Genomic DNA, 15,506 nt, shown 5'->3' on the forward strand with positions numbered 1-15,506 from the left:
GCTCCTCATGGCTCAAGACCTGACCCTGCTGCTGGCCTTCGAGGACGAAGCGCCGCTGGCCCGCGAACTGGCGGAGGCCCTGGGCCTGCGCCTGGACTTCATCCGCCGCCACCGCTTCCCGGACGGCGAGCTGCGCCTGGTGCTGCCCAAGCCCCTGCCGGCGGGTGTCATCCTGCTGCGCGGCCTGCAGCAGCCCAACGAGAAGATGGTGGAGCTGCTGATCGCAGCGCCCGCCGCGCGCGAGCTGGGCGCCCGGCAGCTGGTCCTGGTCACGCCCTACCTGGCCTACATGCGCCAGGACATCGAGTTCACGCCTGGCGAGGCCGTCAGCCAGCGCCATGTGGCCCGCTGGCTGGCCCAGCTCTTCGACCGCGTGATCACCCTGGACCCGCACCTGCACCGCATCGCCAGCCTGGACGAGGTGATGCCGCCCGGCGTTGGCATCGCCCTGTCCGTGGCCCCGGTGCTGGGTGCCTGGATCGCGCGGCATGTGCCGGGCGCTCTGCTGATCGGGCCGGACGAGGAGTCGGGCCAGTGGGTCAAGGAAGCCGCCCAGGCCGGTGGCCTGGACCACGCCGTGGGCCGCAAGCTGCGCGAGGGCGACCACCAGGTCCGCCTGGCCCTGCCCGAGGTCGAGGTGAAGGGCAGGGCGGTCGTGCTGCTGGACGACATGGCCTCCACCGGCCGCACCCTGATCGGCGCTGCCGAGCAGTTGCTGGCCCGCGGGGCGGCCTCGGTGGACGTGGCGGTCACGCATGCCCTCTTCAACGGCGATGCCTTGCCTTTGCTGAAGGCGGCGGGCGTGCGGCATGTGTGGAGCAGCAATGCCGTGCCGCACGAGAGCAATGCGGTCAGTGTCGTGCCCTTGCTCGCCAAGGTGTTGACCCCTCGCCCAGACTCGCGGCGCTGAACGCGCGCGAGTCTGGGCGGTCCCCCGGGGGGACGCCATGGCTCGCGGCATTGAGCCGCAAGCCATGACAGGAGGGCCGGCTTGGGGCGGCCCGGCGCCGGCCCGCTGGGTCACGGCCCGCTGGGGTCAGCACGGCCCGCTGGGGTCAGGACTTGAGCCAGGGATGGGACCAGCCCAGGCCCTCGCGGGTGGTGGAGGCGGGCCGGCACTCGCTCGGCCGGGTGTTGACCCCACGCCCAGACTCGCGGTGCTGAACGCGCGCGAGTCTGGGCGGTCCCCCGGGGGGACGCCATGGCTCGCGGCATTGAGCCGCAAGCCATGGCAGGAGGGCCGGCTTGGGGCGGCCCGGCGCCGGCCCGCTGGGTCAGGGTCCGCTGGGGTCAGGACTTGAGCCAGGGGTGGGACCAGCCCAGGCCCTCGCGGGTGGTGGAGGCGGGCCGGTATTCGCAGCCCACGTGGCCGGTGTAGCCCCAGTCGTCCAGGGCCTGCAGCAGGGCCTCGACGCGCAGCTCGCCGCGGTCAGGCTCGTGGCGGTCGGGGGCGCCGGCGATCTGCACATGGGCCAGGCGGCCGCGCTCGAAGGCCTGGCGCAGCTTGTTGAGCACCTCGCCCTCGCTGCGCTGGCAGTGGTAGGCGTCGAACTGCAGGCCTACGCGATCGTCGTTCAGCAAGTCCAGCAGCGCGTGCGCCTGCGCCTGGCTGTGCAGGAAGTAGCCCGGCATGTCGATGCCGTTGATGGGCTCGATGCACAGGCGCAGATCGCTTTCACCCAGCTGCTCGGCGGCCCAGCGCAGCTGCTCGAGGTAGCAGTCCCGGGCCAGCTCAGGTGCGACCGAAGCGCCAGGCACGCCGGCCATCACATGCAGGCGCTGCGTGCCCGTGGTTGACGCGTAGTCCAGGGCCTGCAGCAGGCCGGCGCGGAACTCCTCTCGGCGCGCGGGCAGGCAGGCCAGGCCCCGGTCGCCTGCGGACCAGTCGCCGGCTGGGGCGTTGAACAGGGCCAGGCGCAGGTCCAGGGATCGCAGGCGCGCGGCCAGCGGCGAGGCGGGTTCGGCGTAGGGGAAGAGGATCTCGCAGGCCCGGAAGCCATCCGCACGCGCCGCGGCCCAGCGCTCGGCAGCGGGCAGCTCCTGGTACAGGAAGGAGAGGTTGGCGGCGAGCGTGGGCATGGTCGGCTTCGGGCGGTGCGGCGGGCCAAGAGCATGCGCGAATCGGCCCGGCCCCGCAAGAAGACCCCGGCAGCAGCCATGAAAAAAGGCGAGCAGTTCGCTCGCCTTTGCTTGCCAGAGCGCTCCGCCAGGAGCAGCAGGGTCAGGCCTTGCCCTGGCTGGCCACGGCGGCGGCGGCCCGGGCGGCGGCCTCGGCGTCGCCGAGGTAGTAGCTCTTGATGGGCTTGAGATCGGCGTCCAGTTCGTAGACCAGCGGGATGCCGTTGGGGATGTTCACGCCCACGATGGCGTCATCGGCGATGTTGTCCAGGTACTTCACCAGGGCGCGGATGCTGTTGCCGTGTGCCGCAATCACCACACGCTTGCCGGCCTTGATGGCGGGTGCGATGCTGTCATTCCAGACGGGCAGCACACGGGCGACCGTGTCCTTCAGGCATTCGGTGAGGGGCACGTCCTCGGTCTTGAGCCGGGCATAGCGCACATCGCTGCGCTCGCTGCGGGGGTCGTTGGCCTCCAGCGGCGGCGGCGGGGTGTCGTAGCTGCGGCGCCAGACCAGCACCTGCTCGTCGCCGTACTGCTTGGCCATGTCGGCCTTGTTGAGACCCTGCAGGGCGCCGTAGTGGCGCTCGTTGAGGCGCCAGCTGTGGACTACAGGCAACCAAGTTCGATCCATTTGATCCAGACAGTGCCAAAGCGTCCAAACTGCACGCTTGAGCATGGACGTGTAAGCCACGTCGAAGTCGAGCCCGGCATCCTTGATGAGTCGACCAGCCTGCTTGGCCTGTTCCACACCCGTGGCGGTCAGGTCGACATCGGTCCAACCGGTGAAGCGGTTTTCCAGATTCCAGGTGGATTCACCATGGCGGATGAGAACGAGCTTGTACATGGGCGATTCGGTTCGGTGAAAGGGCGGCTGGCTGCAGGGCAGCCGGCGACGGGCCAAAGCGGCAAGGCGCCGCGCGGCCCGGATTCTATCGAGCCCGCCCTGCCCCGGGGCTTTCCTAAAGATCGCGGCTCGCTTGCCGAAAGCAAGGGACACGTCTGAAACGGCCTGTCCTTCGCGGGACTGGCCGTTTTCAATTTCAAACCAAAGGAGATGTAGATGATGGTTCTGAAATCACTTCGGCTGGCGCCCGTGGCGCTGGCCGTGCTGGCCGCCACGGCGCAGGCGCAGTCGGACACCAATTCCATGTTCACGTTCTCGGGCTTCGGCACGGTGGGCGTGGTCAAGACCACGACCGACGAGGCCGACTTCGTGATCTCAGGCCAGCCCGGCGGCGCCACGAAGAAGTGGAGCGGTGACGTCGACACCAAGCTGGGCGTGCAGGTCGGTGCCAAGTTCAGCCCCATGTTCTCGGCCACGGTGCAGGTGCTGAGCAAGCAGAACGGCGACGGCAACTACAAGCCCGAATTCGAATGGGCCTTCGCCAAGGCGCAGTTCAATCCCTCGCTGAGCATGCGCGTGGGGCGCATGGGTGGCCCGTACTTCGCCGTGTCCGACTTCCGCGACGTGGGCTATGCCAACACCTGGCTGCGCCCGCCCCAGGACGTCTACGGCCAAGTCCCCGTCAGCCACTTCGATGGCGCCGACCTGAGCTACCAGACGGCCATGGGCAGCGCCACGGTCAACCTCCAGGTCTACGGGGGCAAGTCCACCGCCGTCTTCGAGGGCGTGGACGTGCACATGAAGAGCATGGCGGGCTTCAATGCCACGGCCGAGCTGGACGGCGGCTTCACGGTGCGCCTGGGCCATGTGCAGGGCAAGCTGACGGTGGACAGCACCACCCTGGCCGGCCTGGTGACGCTGCTGCGCGCCACGCCTTTCGCCGCGGTGGGCGATCAGCTCTCCGCCGAGAGCAAGAAGGCCAGCTTCACCGGCGTGGGCCTGGCCTGGGACCAGGGCGACTGGCTGGCCAACTTCGAGTACACCATGCGCCGCACCGACACCTATGTGCCGGACACCGACGGCTGGTACTTCACCGTGGGCCACCGCTTCGGCAAGTTCACACCCTATGTGACGGTGTCCGAGCTCAAGCAGAAGGACAACAACGTCAACAACGTGATCCCGGCCGGCGTGAAGATCCCGTCACCGCCTGCGCCCTTCCCGATCGCCGACCTGAAGGCCGTGGTCGACAAGACGCTCTATGACCAGAGCAACCAGCAGAAGACCGTGGCCCTGGGGCTGCGCTGGGACGCCTACCGCAACATCGCGGTCAAGGCGCAGTACGAGCGCATCACGCCCAACGGCCCGGGCCTGTTCACCAGCCCGCAGCCCGGCTTCGGTTCCAGCAAGGTCAGCGTCTACAGCCTGGCTGTGGACTTTGTGTTCTAAGGAGGCCGACCATGCGCATGCAACAAGTCCTCATCGCGCTGGCCCTGGCCGGCGCCGGCATGGCCGCCCAGGCTCAGGTGGCCGTGGTGGTGAACCCCAAGAGCGCGGCCGCCAGCATGACGGCCGAGCAGGTGGCCAACATCTTCCTGGGCAAGAGCAACACCCTGCCCAGCGGTGCCGCGGCGGCTCCCGTGGATCAGCCCGAAAGCGCCGCCATCCGCGAGACCTTCTACACCAAGGTCACGGGCAAGAACAGCGCCCAGGTCAAGGCGGCCTGGTCGCGCCTGGTCTTCTCCGGCAAGGCCACGCCGCCCAAGGAGGTGGCCAGTTCGGCCGAGGTGAAGAAGTTCGTGGCGGGCAATCCGGACGCCATCGGCTACATCGAGAAGTCTGCCGTGGACGGCAGCGTCAAGGTCGTCCTGTCGGTTGACTGAGCCCGCGACGACAGCCGGGCGGGGCGCGCCGCGCTCCGCCCGCTGAGCAAGGAGTTGGACATGAATGTGAAGACCCGGATCTGGCTGCTGCCCGTGCTGGCGGCGGTGATCTTCGCCATCGGGATCGCCGTCGTGCTGGCCTTCTCGGCACGCACCTCGGGCGCCATCCAGGCCATCGGCGATGTGCACGCGCCCTACCTGGACGCCACCAACCAGTTCGCCTCACAGCTGGAGGCCCTGGGCGCGACCATCCAGAGCGCCGTGGCCGAGGGCGAGAAGAAGCGCCTGGACGAAGCCAACGAGCGTGCCGCCGCCATGCGCAAGACCCTGGGCACGATCAAGGCCATCGAAGGGCGAGCCGAGATGGCGGGCAAGCTCGCCGCCAGCTTCGAGACCTACTACGCCGCCTCCTCCGACACCGCCCAGCTCTTCCTGGGCATCAAGCAGGGCGACCAGGCCGGCGCGATCCCGAAGATGCAGGCTGCGCTGAAGGAGCTGGAAGGCGTGCTGGCCAAGGCCCGGGCCGAGGCGCGTGAGAACTTCGACAACGGCCTGCAGGCGGCCAGCAGCGGCGTGTCGTCCAGCCTGAGCGCCATCGTGGTCAGCGGCCTCGTGGTGGTGCTGTGCCTGGGCGTGGGGTCCTTCCTCGTGATCGGCAGCGTCTGGCGCCAGCTGGGCGGCGAGCCCGAGTACGCTCGCGACGTCATGCGCCAGATGGCCGAGGGCGACCTCTCGCAGGACATCCAGGTCAGCCCCGGCGCCGAGGCCAGCCTGCTGGCGGCGGTGCGCGACATGTCGCGCGGCCTGGCCGCCATCGTGGCCAATGTGCGCACCGGCACGGACTCCATGACGGTGGCCTCGCGCGAGATCGCCGTGGGCAACCACGACCTCTCGGTGCGCACCGAGAAGCAGGCGACCTCGCTGGAGCAGACATCGTCCAACATGCAGACCCTCACCGAGACCGTGCGCCAGAGCGCCGATGCGGCCTCGCAGGCCAACCAGCTGGCGGGCTCTGCCGCCGCGGTGGCTCAGAAGGGCGGCGAGGTGGTCAGCCAGGTGGTGACCACCATGGATGAGATCAACACCAGCTCCAAAAAGATCAACGACATCATCGGCGTGATCGACGGCATCGCCTTCCAGACCAACATCCTCGCGCTGAATGCCGCCGTCGAGGCGGCCCGCGCGGGCGAGCAGGGCCGTGGCTTCGCCGTGGTCGCCGGCGAGGTGCGCAGCCTGGCCCAGCGCAGCGCCGAGGCGGCCAAGGAGATCAAGGCCCTGATCGGCGCCAGCGTCGACAAGGTCGAGTCCGGCAGCCGCCTGGTGCAGGATGCGGGCGCCACCATGAGCGAGATCGTGGCCAGCGTGCAGCGGGTCTCGGACATCATCGGCGAGATCACCGCTGCCGCCAGCGAGCAGAGCCAGGGCATCACGCAGGTGAATCAGTCGGTGAGCCAGCTGGACCAGATGACGCAGCAGAACGCGGCCCTGGTGGAGCAGGCGGCCGCCGCGGCCAGCAGCCTGGAGCAGCAGGCCCGGGCCCTGCAGACGGCGGTGTCCACCTTCAAGCTGGGCTGAGTGCCAGGCTTCGCGGCAGCCCGGGCGCAGGCCCGGACCCCTTCACGGCGCCTGCGGGCGCCGTTTTCTATAATCCCGCACCCTTCCCATCGAGGCCCCGAATTGAAATTCCTGATCGACAACTGGTATCTGGTCCTGGCGGCCCTGGTTTCCGGCGCCCTGCTGCTGCGCTCGGCCCTGCAAGGCGGTGGCGCCGGGCAGGTCAACACCAACGAGGCGGTGCGCCTGGTCAACCGTGAGAAGGGCGTGCTGATCGACGTGTGCGAGCCCGCCGAATTCGCGGCAGGCCATGCCAGCGGCGCGCGCAACATTCCCTTTGGCAGCGTCGAGACCAGCAAGGACCTGCCCGCCAACAAGACCCTGCCTCTCGTGCTGGTGTGCCAGACCGGCGCACGCGCCGGGCGCGCTGCTGGCATGCTTCGCAAGGCGGGCTATGCCAATGTGCAGGTGCTCGCCGGCGGCATGAAGGCCTGGCGCGAGGCCAACCTGCCCATCGAGAAGGCCTGAGCCTTTCCCGTCCCACCCCCTCGCGCTGAGAAGTATCAGAGAGTCCGGCCATGAGCCTTGTGAAGATGTACACCACCCAGGTCTGCCCCTACTGCGTGCGGGCCAAGGCCTTGCTGAAGCAGCGGGGCGTCGAGCAGATCGAGGAGATCCGTGTCGACCTGGATCCCGCCCAGCGCGAGGCCATGATGACCCTCACCGGGCGGCGCACCGTGCCGCAGATCTTCATCGGCCAGACCCATGTGGGCGGCTGCGACGAGCTCATCGCCCTGGACCAGCGCGGCGGGCTCATGCCCCTGCTGCAGCAGCAGGCGGCCTGAGGCCGGGCGCCTGATCCAGCGACCCCCCCGGCCCTTGCTGGGGCCTTCTTGAGCCAATTCAAGAGCGGGCAATTCCGCTCCCGGGTGCCTGGCGGGCCTGGGTCATAATCCGCCCCGTCTGCTTGGCGGCTGTGCGTTTGCCGGGCATCCACTCACACGAACGAGACCATCATGGCCGACGAGCAACTGACCCCCGTGTTCAACATCCAGCGCATGTACCTGAAGGACCTGTCGCTGGAGCAGCCGAATTCCCCGCAGATCCTGACCGAGCAGGCCCAGCCCCAGGTCGACATCAACCTGACCCTGGCCGCCGAGCCCGTGGTGGATGGCGTCTTCGAAGTCAGCGTCACCGCCACCGTGACGACCAAGATCGCCGATCGCACCCTGTTCCTGATCGAGGCCAAGCAGGCTGGCATCTTCGAGATCCGCAATCTGCCCGAAGAGCAGATCGAGGGCATCCTGGCCATCGTCTGCCCGCAGATGATCTACCCCTACCTGCGCGCCGTGGTGTCCGACGTCTGCACCCGCGCCGGCTTCCCGCCCGTGCTGCTGACCGAAGTCAACTTCCAGGCCATGTTCGAAGCCCGCCAGCAGGCGCAGGCCCAGGCCCCGGCTGCCGAAGCTCTGAACTGATGATCCTGGCATGATCGGGCCCACGGGCCTGGCTTGTGCCCTCATGCACGCCACCGCGAGGTGGCGTTGTCACTTCTGATCCCGACGGCCTCTGGCGCCGTTTGCCTGGCAACGTGATGAAGATCAGCATTTTGGGAGCCGGTGCCTGGGGCACCGCACTGGCCGTCCAGGCCGCTGCACGGCATGAGCTGCTGCTGTGGGCCCGCGACGAGGCCCAGGTCAGGGACATGCAGTCCAGCCGCTTCAACGAGCGCTACCTGCCCGGCGCGGCGCTGCCGGCCTCGCTGCGCCTGGAGAGTCGCCTCGACCAGGCGCTGGCGCATGCGCGCGATGGGCTGATCATCATCGCCACGCCCATGGCCGCGCTGCGCGGCATGCTGCAGCAGATGCCCGCCGGGGCTCGCGTCATGTGGCTGTGCAAGGGCTTCGAGGCCGGCACTGGCCTGCTGGGCCATGAGATCGCCCGCGAGGTCCGGCCGGACCTGCGCGTGGGCATCCTCTCCGGCCCCAGCTTCGCCCAGGAGGTGGCTGCGGGCCAGCCCACCGCCCTGGTCTCGGCCAGCGAGGACGCCGAACTGGCCCAGCTGGGCGTGCAGGCCTTCCACGGCGAGCGTCTGCGCGTCTACAGCGCCAGCGACCCGGTGGGCGTGGAGGTGGGCGGCGCGGTCAAGAACGTGATGGCCATCGCCGTAGGCATTGCCGACGGCCTGCGCCAGCGTGCCGAGGCCGCTGGCGAGCCTGGCCTGGCGCCTGGTCTCAACGCACGGGCCGCCCTGATCACCCGCGGCCTGGCCGAAATGCTGCGCCTGGGCCTGGCCCTGGGCGCTCGCACCGAGACCTTCATGGGGCTCTCCGGCATGGGTGACCTGGTGCTGACGGCCACCGGCGACCTCTCCCGCAACCGTCGCGTCGGCCTACTGCTGGCGCAAGACCTGGCCCTGCCGGACATCCTGCAGCAGCTGGGCCATGTGGCCGAGGGCGTCTACAGCGCCCCGACCGTGCTGGCGCGTGCCCGTGCCAAAGGCGTGGACATGCCCATCACCGAGGCCGTGGTCGCCGTGCTGGACGGCCGCCTGAGCCCGCGGGCCGGCGTGGACCTGCTGATGGGCCGCCAGGCGCGCGCCGAACACTGAAGCACCGCAGTCCCATGTTGCGCCGCCGTGACTCCCTGGCCGCCTTGCTGGCCCTGAGCGCCCTGCCGCGTGCCGGACGGGCCGCCGACACCGCGGGCTGGCCGGCGCGGCCGCTCAAGCTCATCGTGCCCTTCCCGCCGGGCAGCTCGCCGGACCTCATCGCCCGGGCCCTGGCCGACGGGCTGCGGCCCTCGCTGGGCCAGACCGTGCTGGTGGAGAACAAGCCCGGCGCGGGCGGCCTGATCGGCACCGGCCTCGCGGCCCACGCCGCGCCGGACGGCTATACCTGGCTGCTGACCATCCAGGGGCCGCTGACCACCGCGGACCTGCTGAGCCGCAAGCCTGGCTACGACCCGAGGCAAGACCTGACCCCCGTCAGCCTGATCGTCTCCTCGCCCAATGTGCTGCTGGTATCCCCGGCACTGGGGGTGGCCACGCTCCCTGAGTTCCTGCAGCTGCTGCGCACCCGCCGCGAGGGCATCAACTACGGCTCGGTGGGCCTGGGCAGCGCCTCGCATCTGGCCATGGAGGACCTGGCCGCGCGGGCGGGCGTTCCCCTCAACCACGTGCCCTATGGCGGCTTTCCCCACGTGTTGCAGGCCCTGCTGGGCGGCGAGATCCAGGCGGCCTTCATGGTGCCCGGCATGGCCCTGGGCGCCTGGAGGGCCGGCAAGGTCAAGGCCCTGGGGCTCAGCAGCAGCGTGCGCAGCACCAGCTGGCCGGAGCTGCCCACGCTGGCCGAGCAGGGCTTGAAGGACTTCTCGGCCCTGTCATGGCAGGGGCTGCTGGCACCGGCGGGCACGCCGCAGCCGCTGGTCGACCGCATGGCGGGCCTGGTCAGCGCCCTGGTGCGCAGCCCGGCCTTCCGCGAGCGCCTGCTGGCCCAGCACTTCAATGCCATCGGCTCCGCGCCCGAGGGCCTGCGCCTGCAGATGCGCGAGGACCGCGAGCGCTGGGGCCAGGTGATCCGGCGGCTGAAGCTCAAGCCGGAGTAGGACGCTGCCCGGGCTCAGGCTCCGCCGGCGTAGCCGTGCTGGCGCCAGGCGTCGAAGACGGCCACGGCCACCGCATTGCTGAGATTGAGGCTGCGCTGCTCCGGCCGCATCGGCAGGCGCACGCGCTGCGCGGGCGGGAAGCTGTCCCGCAGGGCCGGCGGCAGGCCGGCGGTCTCGGAGCCGAAGACCAGCCAGTCTCCCGGCAGCCAGGCCTGCTCGGCCAGCGGATGGCTGCCGCGTGTGGTGAAGGCGAACAGGCGGTCCGGGGCCGGCTGCTCGGCGGCCAGGAAGCTGGGCCAGTCAGCATGGCGCTTGAGCCGGGTGTACTCGTGGTAGTCCAGCCCGGCGCGCTGCAGCAGCCGATCCTCCATGGAGAAGCCCAGGGGTTCGATCAGGTGCAGCTCGCAGCCGGTGTTGGCGGCCAGGCGGATCACATTGCCCGTGTTGGGCGGGATTTCGGGGTGGACCAGGACGATGCGGAACATGGCCGCAGTCTAGGGCCTCCGGCGGGCGGCCCTCAGAGGGCCCGCATCAGGGCCCAGCCCCAGGCTTCGGCGGCACCGGCGCGCTTGAGCGTCGAGGCGATTTCATCGAGGGTGGCGCCGGTGGTCATCACGTCATCGACGATGGCCACGCGGGCGCCACGCACCCGCGCCGCCATGCCGGGGCCGAGCACGAAGGCCCCGCGCACATGGCGCCGCCGCGACTCGGCATCCAGGCGCGACTGCGCCGTGCCCGGCAGGCGGGCCACCAGGCGGGGCTCGTAGGGCAGCCGCAGCGGCCGGGCCAGGCGGCGGGCCAGCTCGTGGCTCTGGTTGTAGCCGCGATCGCGCAGGCGCTGGGCCGACAGGGGGACGCAGCACAGCAGGTCCGGCCGGCCCAGGGTCGAGACCTGACCCTGCAGGCTTTCGAGCAGCAGGGCCGCCAGCGGCCGGGCCAGCTGGGGCTGGGCATTGAACTTGAAGTCCAGCAGCAGCCGGTCCCAAGGGTGGTGGTAGTCGAGGGCGGCATGGCAGTGGTCCAGGGGCGGTGGACGGCGCTGGCAGGCCGCGCAGACGAGGCTGCCGCGCGGGGGCAGGGGGAGGGCGCAGCGCCCGCAGGCCAGCCGGTCCGGGTCACGCCAGGCGGCGTGCAGCAGGCAGTCCTGGCACAGCTGGCCCCGGCTCCATTGCCGGCACAGCAGGCACAGGCCGCCGAAACCCAGGCCGGCGGGCGGCAGCAGGGCTTTGGCGCGGATCCAGGCGGCAGCGGGCATGGCTCAATATACTGACGCCGATGAATGAGTCCGCGCGTCCCGTCCCCCATCAGATCGATGCCCAGGCCCTGCAGCAGCAGCTGCGCCGCTTGGCCCGCCGGGAGGAGGCGCCCTGGCTGCATGCGGAGGTCGCCCGCCGCATGGCCGAGCGCCTGGACTTCATCAAGCTCAAGCCAGCGGACTACCTCGAGTGGGGACCCGGCCTGGGCGACAGCCTCGCCGCGCTGCAGGCGGCCTATCCCAACGCCCGCGCCTGGTGGGTGGAGCCCACGCCCACCCTGCGCCAGCGTGCCGAGCAGCGGCTGCAGAAGCCTTGGTGGCGCAAGCTGCTGGCGTCCGCCGGACCCCAGCTGGCCCAGGGTGGCGAGCCGGTGCAGATGCTGTGGGCCAATATGGCCCTGCATGCCGCCCCTGACAAGCCGGCCCTGCTCAAGACCTGGCACCAGCTGCTGGCCGTCGATGGCTTCCTGATGTTCTCCTGCCTGGGGCCGGACAGCCTGGTGGAGCTGGTGCGCCTCTACGAATCCATGGGCTGGGGGCGCCCCCTGCCGGCCTGGGTCGACATGCACGACCTGGGTGACATGATGGTCGAGGCCGGTTTCGCCGACCCGGTGATGGACCAGGAGCGCCTGCGCCTGACCTGGTCCGAACCCGAGAAACTGCTGGCGGACCTGCGCTCGCTGGGCGGGAACGTGGCGGCCGCGCGCTTCGCCGGCCTGCGCACGCCGCGCTGGCGCCGGAAGCTGCTGCAGGCGCTGGAAGGCCTGCGCGGCCCGGACGGCCTGATCGCGCTGAGCCTGGAGCTGGTCTACGGCCATGCCTTCAAGCCGGTGCCGCGCCCGCGCATGAGCGGCGAGACCCACGTCAGCCTGGACGACATGCGCAGCATGGTGCGGCGCCCAGGCAAGGACTGACCCTCCCGGCCGGCCGGTGCCGGTCGCGGAGCCTGCCTGCCTACAGGGTAAACAGGCACACGAATGCGACGTACAAAGGCCACATGGCCTCAGGATGCCTGGGCTAAAATCCCGCGGTTTTCTGAGGCCAAATCCCTTTCATCCTAGGGTATTTACTGGGGCTTCGCTTTGCGTCAGGTCAACAGGTGAGGCAATTCGTGACAGCTGCGGCGGTCACCCATGCGCCAGGCCGGTGCAGCAGGGGTCTGCGGCACCGGTACTTTCCTGATGAGCTGAGGCCATGCGGGGTCAGGACTTGCCACGGCGGTGAAGCCGGCTTCAGAGGCTGTAGGTTTGTCGAGCCGGTCCGGCCGTGACTGCATCGCTGCGGTACATGGGGGCTGGCGGGAAGGACGCAAGGGCGGGTGTGCGTGCCAATGGGGCGCATGCCGGCTTGTCGGATCGATTGGAGACAGAAGTGACGACCATGAAGATGATGAACGCAGCGGTGCGCCAGATGGGGCGGGCCTGCAGCCGCTTCAGCCTGGTACTGGGCGCGACGCTGGCCACCCATGCCGCCTTGGCCAACCCCGTCAAGGACCTGCCGGGCGGCCCCGCCGTCAACCAGCTGAACCTGCACCCGCCGGTCACCAAGATCGCCAGCGAGCAGATGTGGCTGCACAACATGATGCTGGTGCTGTGCCTGGCCATCTTCGTGGCGGTGTTCGGGGTGATGTTCTATTCCATCATCAAGCACCGCAAGTCCAAGGGCGCCGTGCCCGCGAACTTCCACGAGAGCGTCAAGGTCGAGATCGCCTGGACCGTCGTGCCTTTCATCATCGTGATCCTGATGGCCCTGCCGGCGACCAAGGTCGTGGTCGCCATGAAGGACACCACCAATGCCGACCTCACCATCAAGGCCACCGGCTACCAGTGGAAGTGGGGCTATGACTACCTGAAGGGCGAGGGCGAGGGCATCGGCTTCCTGTCCACGCTGGATGTGAACCAGCGCAATGCCTCCGACTCCGGCAAGCCCGAAGCCGTTGACGACTACCTGCTGCGCGTGGACAACCCGCTGGTGGTGCCCGTGGGCAAGAAGGTGCGCATCATCACCACGGCCAATGACGTGATCCACGCCTGGATGGTGCCGGCCTTCGGCGTCAAGCAGGATGCCATCCCCGGCTTCGTGCGCGACACCTGGTTCAAGGCCGAGAAGACCGGCGATTTCTATGGCCAGTGCGCCGAGCTGTGCGGCAAGGAACACGCCTACATGCCCATCCACGTGAAGGTGCTGTCCGCCGAGGACTACAGCAAGTGGGTCGATGGCAAGAAGAAGGAACTCGCCGCCAAGGCTGATGATCCTTCCAAGGTCTGGAAGCAGGAAGAGCTGGTCGCCCGCGGCGAAAAGGTCTACAACGCCAACTGCGCCGCCTGCCACAAGCCTGACGGCAAGGGCGCCGGCCCCATCAAGGCCCTGGACGGCTCGCCCGTGGTGCTCTCCGACAAGCATGAAGACCAGGTGCAGGTGCTGCTCGACGGCCGCCTGGACAAGGGCATGCCCGCCTGGAAGCAGCTGAGCGACACCGAAATCGCCGCCGTCATCACCTACACCAAGAACAGCTGGTCCAACAAGACCGGCCAGATCGTGCAGCCGGCCGAGATCGTGGCCGCTCGCAAGTGATGGTTTGAACGTCAAGGAACAGAGGAATCAACATGAGTGCAGTGCTTGACCCCCACGGTCATGACGTTCATGCCCACGGGCACGATCACCACGACGACCACCACGCGCCCACCGGCTGGCGCCGCTGGGTGTTTGCCACCAACCACAAGGACATCGGGACCCTGTACCTGCTGTTCGCCTTCACGATGCTGATGATCGGCGGCGTGCTGGCCCTGTGCATCCGCGCCGAGCTGTTCCAGCCGGGGCTGCAGTTCTTCAACCCCGAGCTGTTCAACCAGTTCACGACCATGCACGGTCTGATCATGGTGTTCGGCGCGATCATGCCGGCCTTCGTGGGCTTCGCGAACTGGATGATCCCGCTGCAGATCGGCGCCTCGGACATGGCCTTCGCGCGGATGAACAACTTCAGCTTCTGGCTGATGATCCCCGCTGCGATCATGCTGGTGGCGTCCTTCTTCATGCCCGGCGGCGCCCCCGCTGCCGGCTGGACGCTGTACGCCCCGCTGACGCTGCAGATGGGCCCCTCCATGGATGCCGGCATCTTCGCGATGCACATCCTGGGCGCCTCGTCCATCATGGGCTCGATCAACATCATCGTGACCATCCTGAACATGCGCGCGCCCGGCATGACGCTGATGAAGATGCCCATGTTCGCCTGGACCTGGCTGATCACCGCGTACCTGCTGATCGCCGTGATGCCCGTGCTGGCCGGCGCCATCACCATGACGCTGACGGACCGCCACTTCGGCACCAGCTTCTTCAGCCCGGCTGGCGGTGGTGACCCCATCATGTACCAGCACATCTTCTGGTTCTTCGGTCACCCCGAGGTCTACATCATGATCCTGCCGGCCTTCGGCATCGTGAGCCAGATCGTCCCGGCCTTCGCCCGCAAGCGCCTGTTCGGCTACGCCTCCATGGTGTATGCCACCGCTTCGATCGCCATCCTGTCCTTCATCGTGTGGGCCCACCACATGTTCGCCACCGGCATGCCGGTGACGGGTCAGCTCTTCTTCATGTACGCCACGATGCTGATCGCCGTGCCCACGGGCGTGAAGATCTTCAACTGGCTGGCCACCATGTGGCGCGGTTCGATGACCTTCGAGACCCCCATGCTGTGGGCCGTGGGCTTCATCTTCGTGTTCACGATGGGCGGCTTCACCGGCCTGATCTGCGCCATGGCGCCGATCGACATCCAGATCCAGGACACCTACTACGTCGTCGCCCACTTCCACTATGTGCTGGTGGCCGGCTCGCTGTATGCGCTGTTCGCCGGTGTGTACTACTGGGGCCCGAAGTGGTCCGGCGTGATGATCTCGGAGACCCGCGGCAAGATCCACTTCTGGGGCTCGCTGATCTTCTTCAACATCACCTTCTTCCCGATGCACTTCCTGGGTCTGGCCGGCATGCCCCGTCGCTACGCCGACTACCCCATGCAGTTCGCCGACTTCAACGCCGTGGCCTCCATTGGCGCCTTCGGCTTCGGCCTGATGCAGGTGTACTTCTTCTTTGCCGTCGCCGTCCCCATGATGCGCGGCAAGGGCGAGAAGGCCCCGCAGAAGCCCTGGGAAGCCGCCGAAGGCCTGGAATGGGAAGTGCCCTCGCCGGCGCCCTTCCACACCTTCGAGAACCCGCCCAAGCTGGACGCCACCGCCACCAAGGTGATTGGCTGAAG

General features: G+C 68.8%; 16 protein-coding genes. 12 read left to right on the forward strand and 4 right to left on the reverse strand.

The features are described from left to right. Positions 1-7: 7 nt before the first annotated feature. Entirely contained in the window at positions 8-910 is a 903-nt protein-coding gene (locus ABDJ40_RS04310) for a ribose-phosphate diphosphokinase (protein WP_347606505.1), read from the forward strand. Positions 911-1,290: 380 nt separating this feature from the next. Here the strand turns inward: ABDJ40_RS04310 and ABDJ40_RS04315 are convergent, their stop codons facing one another. Together ABDJ40_RS04315 and gpmA are read right to left on the reverse strand one after the other, a co-directional pair. Continuing rightward, entirely contained in the window at positions 1,291-2,079 is a 789-nt protein-coding gene (locus tag ABDJ40_RS04315) for a hydroxypyruvate isomerase family protein (RefSeq protein ID WP_347606508.1), read from the reverse strand. Positions 2,080-2,221: 142 nt separating this feature from the next. Next, complete coding sequence (gene gpmA, locus ABDJ40_RS04320; RefSeq protein ID WP_269631664.1) at positions 2,222-2,965, reverse strand: 2,3-diphosphoglycerate-dependent phosphoglycerate mutase; 744 nt, start codon at positions 2,963-2,965, stop codon at positions 2,222-2,224. Positions 2,966-3,181: 216 nt separating this feature from the next. Between gpmA and ABDJ40_RS04325 the strand changes: the two genes are divergently transcribed. From ABDJ40_RS04325 to ABDJ40_RS04360, 8 genes are all read left to right on the forward strand, one after another. After that, positions 3,182-4,411, forward strand: coding sequence for a porin (locus ABDJ40_RS04325; RefSeq protein WP_347606512.1), 1,230 nt, complete (start codon positions 3,182-3,184; stop codon positions 4,409-4,411). An 11-nt stretch (positions 4,412-4,422) separates the two neighbouring features. Next, on the forward strand, positions 4,423-4,845 hold the full coding sequence (locus tag ABDJ40_RS04330; RefSeq protein WP_347606515.1) for a type 2 periplasmic-binding domain-containing protein: 423 nt from the start codon (positions 4,423-4,425) through the stop codon (positions 4,843-4,845). A gap of 60 nt (positions 4,846-4,905) precedes the next feature. Next, positions 4,906-6,420, forward strand: a complete 1,515-nt coding sequence (locus ABDJ40_RS04335) for a methyl-accepting chemotaxis protein (RefSeq protein WP_269631662.1) — start codon at positions 4,906-4,908, stop codon at positions 6,418-6,420. Between the two features lie 102 nt (positions 6,421-6,522). Next, positions 6,523-6,927, forward strand: a complete 405-nt coding sequence (locus ABDJ40_RS04340) for a rhodanese-like domain-containing protein (protein ID WP_347606518.1) — start codon at positions 6,523-6,525, stop codon at positions 6,925-6,927. Between the two features lie 50 nt (positions 6,928-6,977). Beyond that, positions 6,978-7,244, forward strand: a complete 267-nt coding sequence (gene grxC, locus ABDJ40_RS04345) for a glutaredoxin 3 (RefSeq protein ID WP_347606521.1) — start codon at positions 6,978-6,980, stop codon at positions 7,242-7,244. A gap of 171 nt (positions 7,245-7,415) precedes the next feature. Then, the gene (gene secB, locus ABDJ40_RS04350; RefSeq protein WP_269631659.1) at positions 7,416-7,877 is read left to right on the forward strand and encodes a protein-export chaperone SecB; all 462 of its coding nucleotides are present in this window, start codon (positions 7,416-7,418) and stop codon (positions 7,875-7,877) included. Between the two features lie 116 nt (positions 7,878-7,993). Then, on the forward strand, positions 7,994-9,010 hold the full coding sequence (locus tag ABDJ40_RS04355) for an NAD(P)H-dependent glycerol-3-phosphate dehydrogenase (RefSeq protein WP_347606524.1): 1,017 nt from the start codon (positions 7,994-7,996) through the stop codon (positions 9,008-9,010). A gap of 14 nt (positions 9,011-9,024) precedes the next feature. Further along, the gene (locus tag ABDJ40_RS04360) at positions 9,025-10,005 is read left to right on the forward strand and encodes a Bug family tripartite tricarboxylate transporter substrate binding protein (RefSeq protein WP_347606527.1); all 981 of its coding nucleotides are present in this window, start codon (positions 9,025-9,027) and stop codon (positions 10,003-10,005) included. Positions 10,006-10,019: 14 nt separating this feature from the next. On the opposite strand, the gene ABDJ40_RS04365 is transcribed toward ABDJ40_RS04360, so the two are convergent. Beyond that, entirely contained in the window at positions 10,020-10,490 is a 471-nt protein-coding gene (locus tag ABDJ40_RS04365) for a tRNA (cytidine(34)-2'-O)-methyltransferase (RefSeq protein WP_269631656.1), read from the reverse strand. Positions 10,491-10,522: 32 nt separating this feature from the next. Then, a complete protein-coding gene (locus ABDJ40_RS04370; protein WP_347606530.1) occupies positions 10,523-11,260 on the reverse strand; it encodes a ComF family protein in 738 nt (245 codons plus the stop codon). A gap of 20 nt (positions 11,261-11,280) precedes the next feature. Here ABDJ40_RS04370 and ABDJ40_RS04375 point away from each other — a divergent pair, with 20 nt between their 5' ends. The 3 genes from ABDJ40_RS04375 (at position 11,281) to ctaD (ending at position 15,504) form a co-directional block, all read left to right on the forward strand. Then, positions 11,281-12,174: a class I SAM-dependent methyltransferase gene (locus ABDJ40_RS04375; RefSeq protein WP_347606533.1), complete on the forward strand. Its 894-nt coding sequence runs from the start codon at positions 11,281-11,283 to the stop codon at positions 12,172-12,174. A gap of 466 nt (positions 12,175-12,640) precedes the next feature. After that, the gene (gene coxB / locus ABDJ40_RS04380; protein WP_430765589.1) at positions 12,641-13,834 is read left to right on the forward strand and encodes a cytochrome c oxidase subunit II; all 1,194 of its coding nucleotides are present in this window, start codon (positions 12,641-12,643) and stop codon (positions 13,832-13,834) included. Between the two features lie 32 nt (positions 13,835-13,866). Beyond that, positions 13,867-15,504: a cytochrome c oxidase subunit I gene (gene ctaD / locus ABDJ40_RS04385; RefSeq protein ID WP_347606536.1), complete on the forward strand. Its 1,638-nt coding sequence runs from the start codon at positions 13,867-13,869 to the stop codon at positions 15,502-15,504. Positions 15,505-15,506: the final 2 nt, after the last annotated feature.

Origin of the sequence: Roseateles flavus, assembly GCF_039872765.1 — a bacterium.
Classification (GTDB): domain Bacteria; phylum Pseudomonadota; class Gammaproteobacteria; order Burkholderiales; family Burkholderiaceae_C; genus Roseateles_B; species Roseateles_B flavus.

Coding starts and splice junctions, on each gene's coding strand:
- ABDJ40_RS04335 (WP_269631662.1), top strand. CDS start 4,906: ATGAATGTGAAGACCCGGATCTGGCTGCTGCCCGTGCTGGCGGCGGTG.
- ABDJ40_RS04375 (WP_347606533.1), top strand. CDS start 11,281: ATGAATGAGTCCGCGCGTCCCGTCCCCCATCAGATCGATGCCCAGGCC.
- ABDJ40_RS04355 (WP_347606524.1), top strand. CDS start 7,994: ATGAAGATCAGCATTTTGGGAGCCGGTGCCTGGGGCACCGCACTGGCC.
- ABDJ40_RS04315 (WP_347606508.1), bottom strand. CDS start 2,079: ATGCCCACGCTCGCCGCCAACCTCTCCTTCCTGTACCAGGAGCTGCCC.
- ABDJ40_RS04325 (WP_347606512.1), top strand. CDS start 3,182: ATGATGGTTCTGAAATCACTTCGGCTGGCGCCCGTGGCGCTGGCCGTG.
- ABDJ40_RS04360 (WP_347606527.1), top strand. CDS start 9,025: ATGTTGCGCCGCCGTGACTCCCTGGCCGCCTTGCTGGCCCTGAGCGCC.
- coxB (WP_430765589.1), top strand. CDS start 12,641: ATGAAGATGATGAACGCAGCGGTGCGCCAGATGGGGCGGGCCTGCAGC.
- grxC (WP_347606521.1), top strand. CDS start 6,978: ATGAGCCTTGTGAAGATGTACACCACCCAGGTCTGCCCCTACTGCGTG.
- ABDJ40_RS04330 (WP_347606515.1), top strand. CDS start 4,423: ATGCGCATGCAACAAGTCCTCATCGCGCTGGCCCTGGCCGGCGCCGGC.
- ABDJ40_RS04370 (WP_347606530.1), bottom strand. CDS start 11,260: ATGCCCGCTGCCGCCTGGATCCGCGCCAAAGCCCTGCTGCCGCCCGCC.
- ABDJ40_RS04310 (WP_347606505.1), top strand. CDS start 8: ATGGCTCAAGACCTGACCCTGCTGCTGGCCTTCGAGGACGAAGCGCCG.
- ABDJ40_RS04365 (WP_269631656.1), bottom strand. CDS start 10,490: ATGTTCCGCATCGTCCTGGTCCACCCCGAAATCCCGCCCAACACGGGC.
- gpmA (WP_269631664.1), bottom strand. CDS start 2,965: ATGTACAAGCTCGTTCTCATCCGCCATGGTGAATCCACCTGGAATCTG.
- ctaD (WP_347606536.1), top strand. CDS start 13,867: ATGAGTGCAGTGCTTGACCCCCACGGTCATGACGTTCATGCCCACGGG.
- secB (WP_269631659.1), top strand. CDS start 7,416: ATGGCCGACGAGCAACTGACCCCCGTGTTCAACATCCAGCGCATGTAC.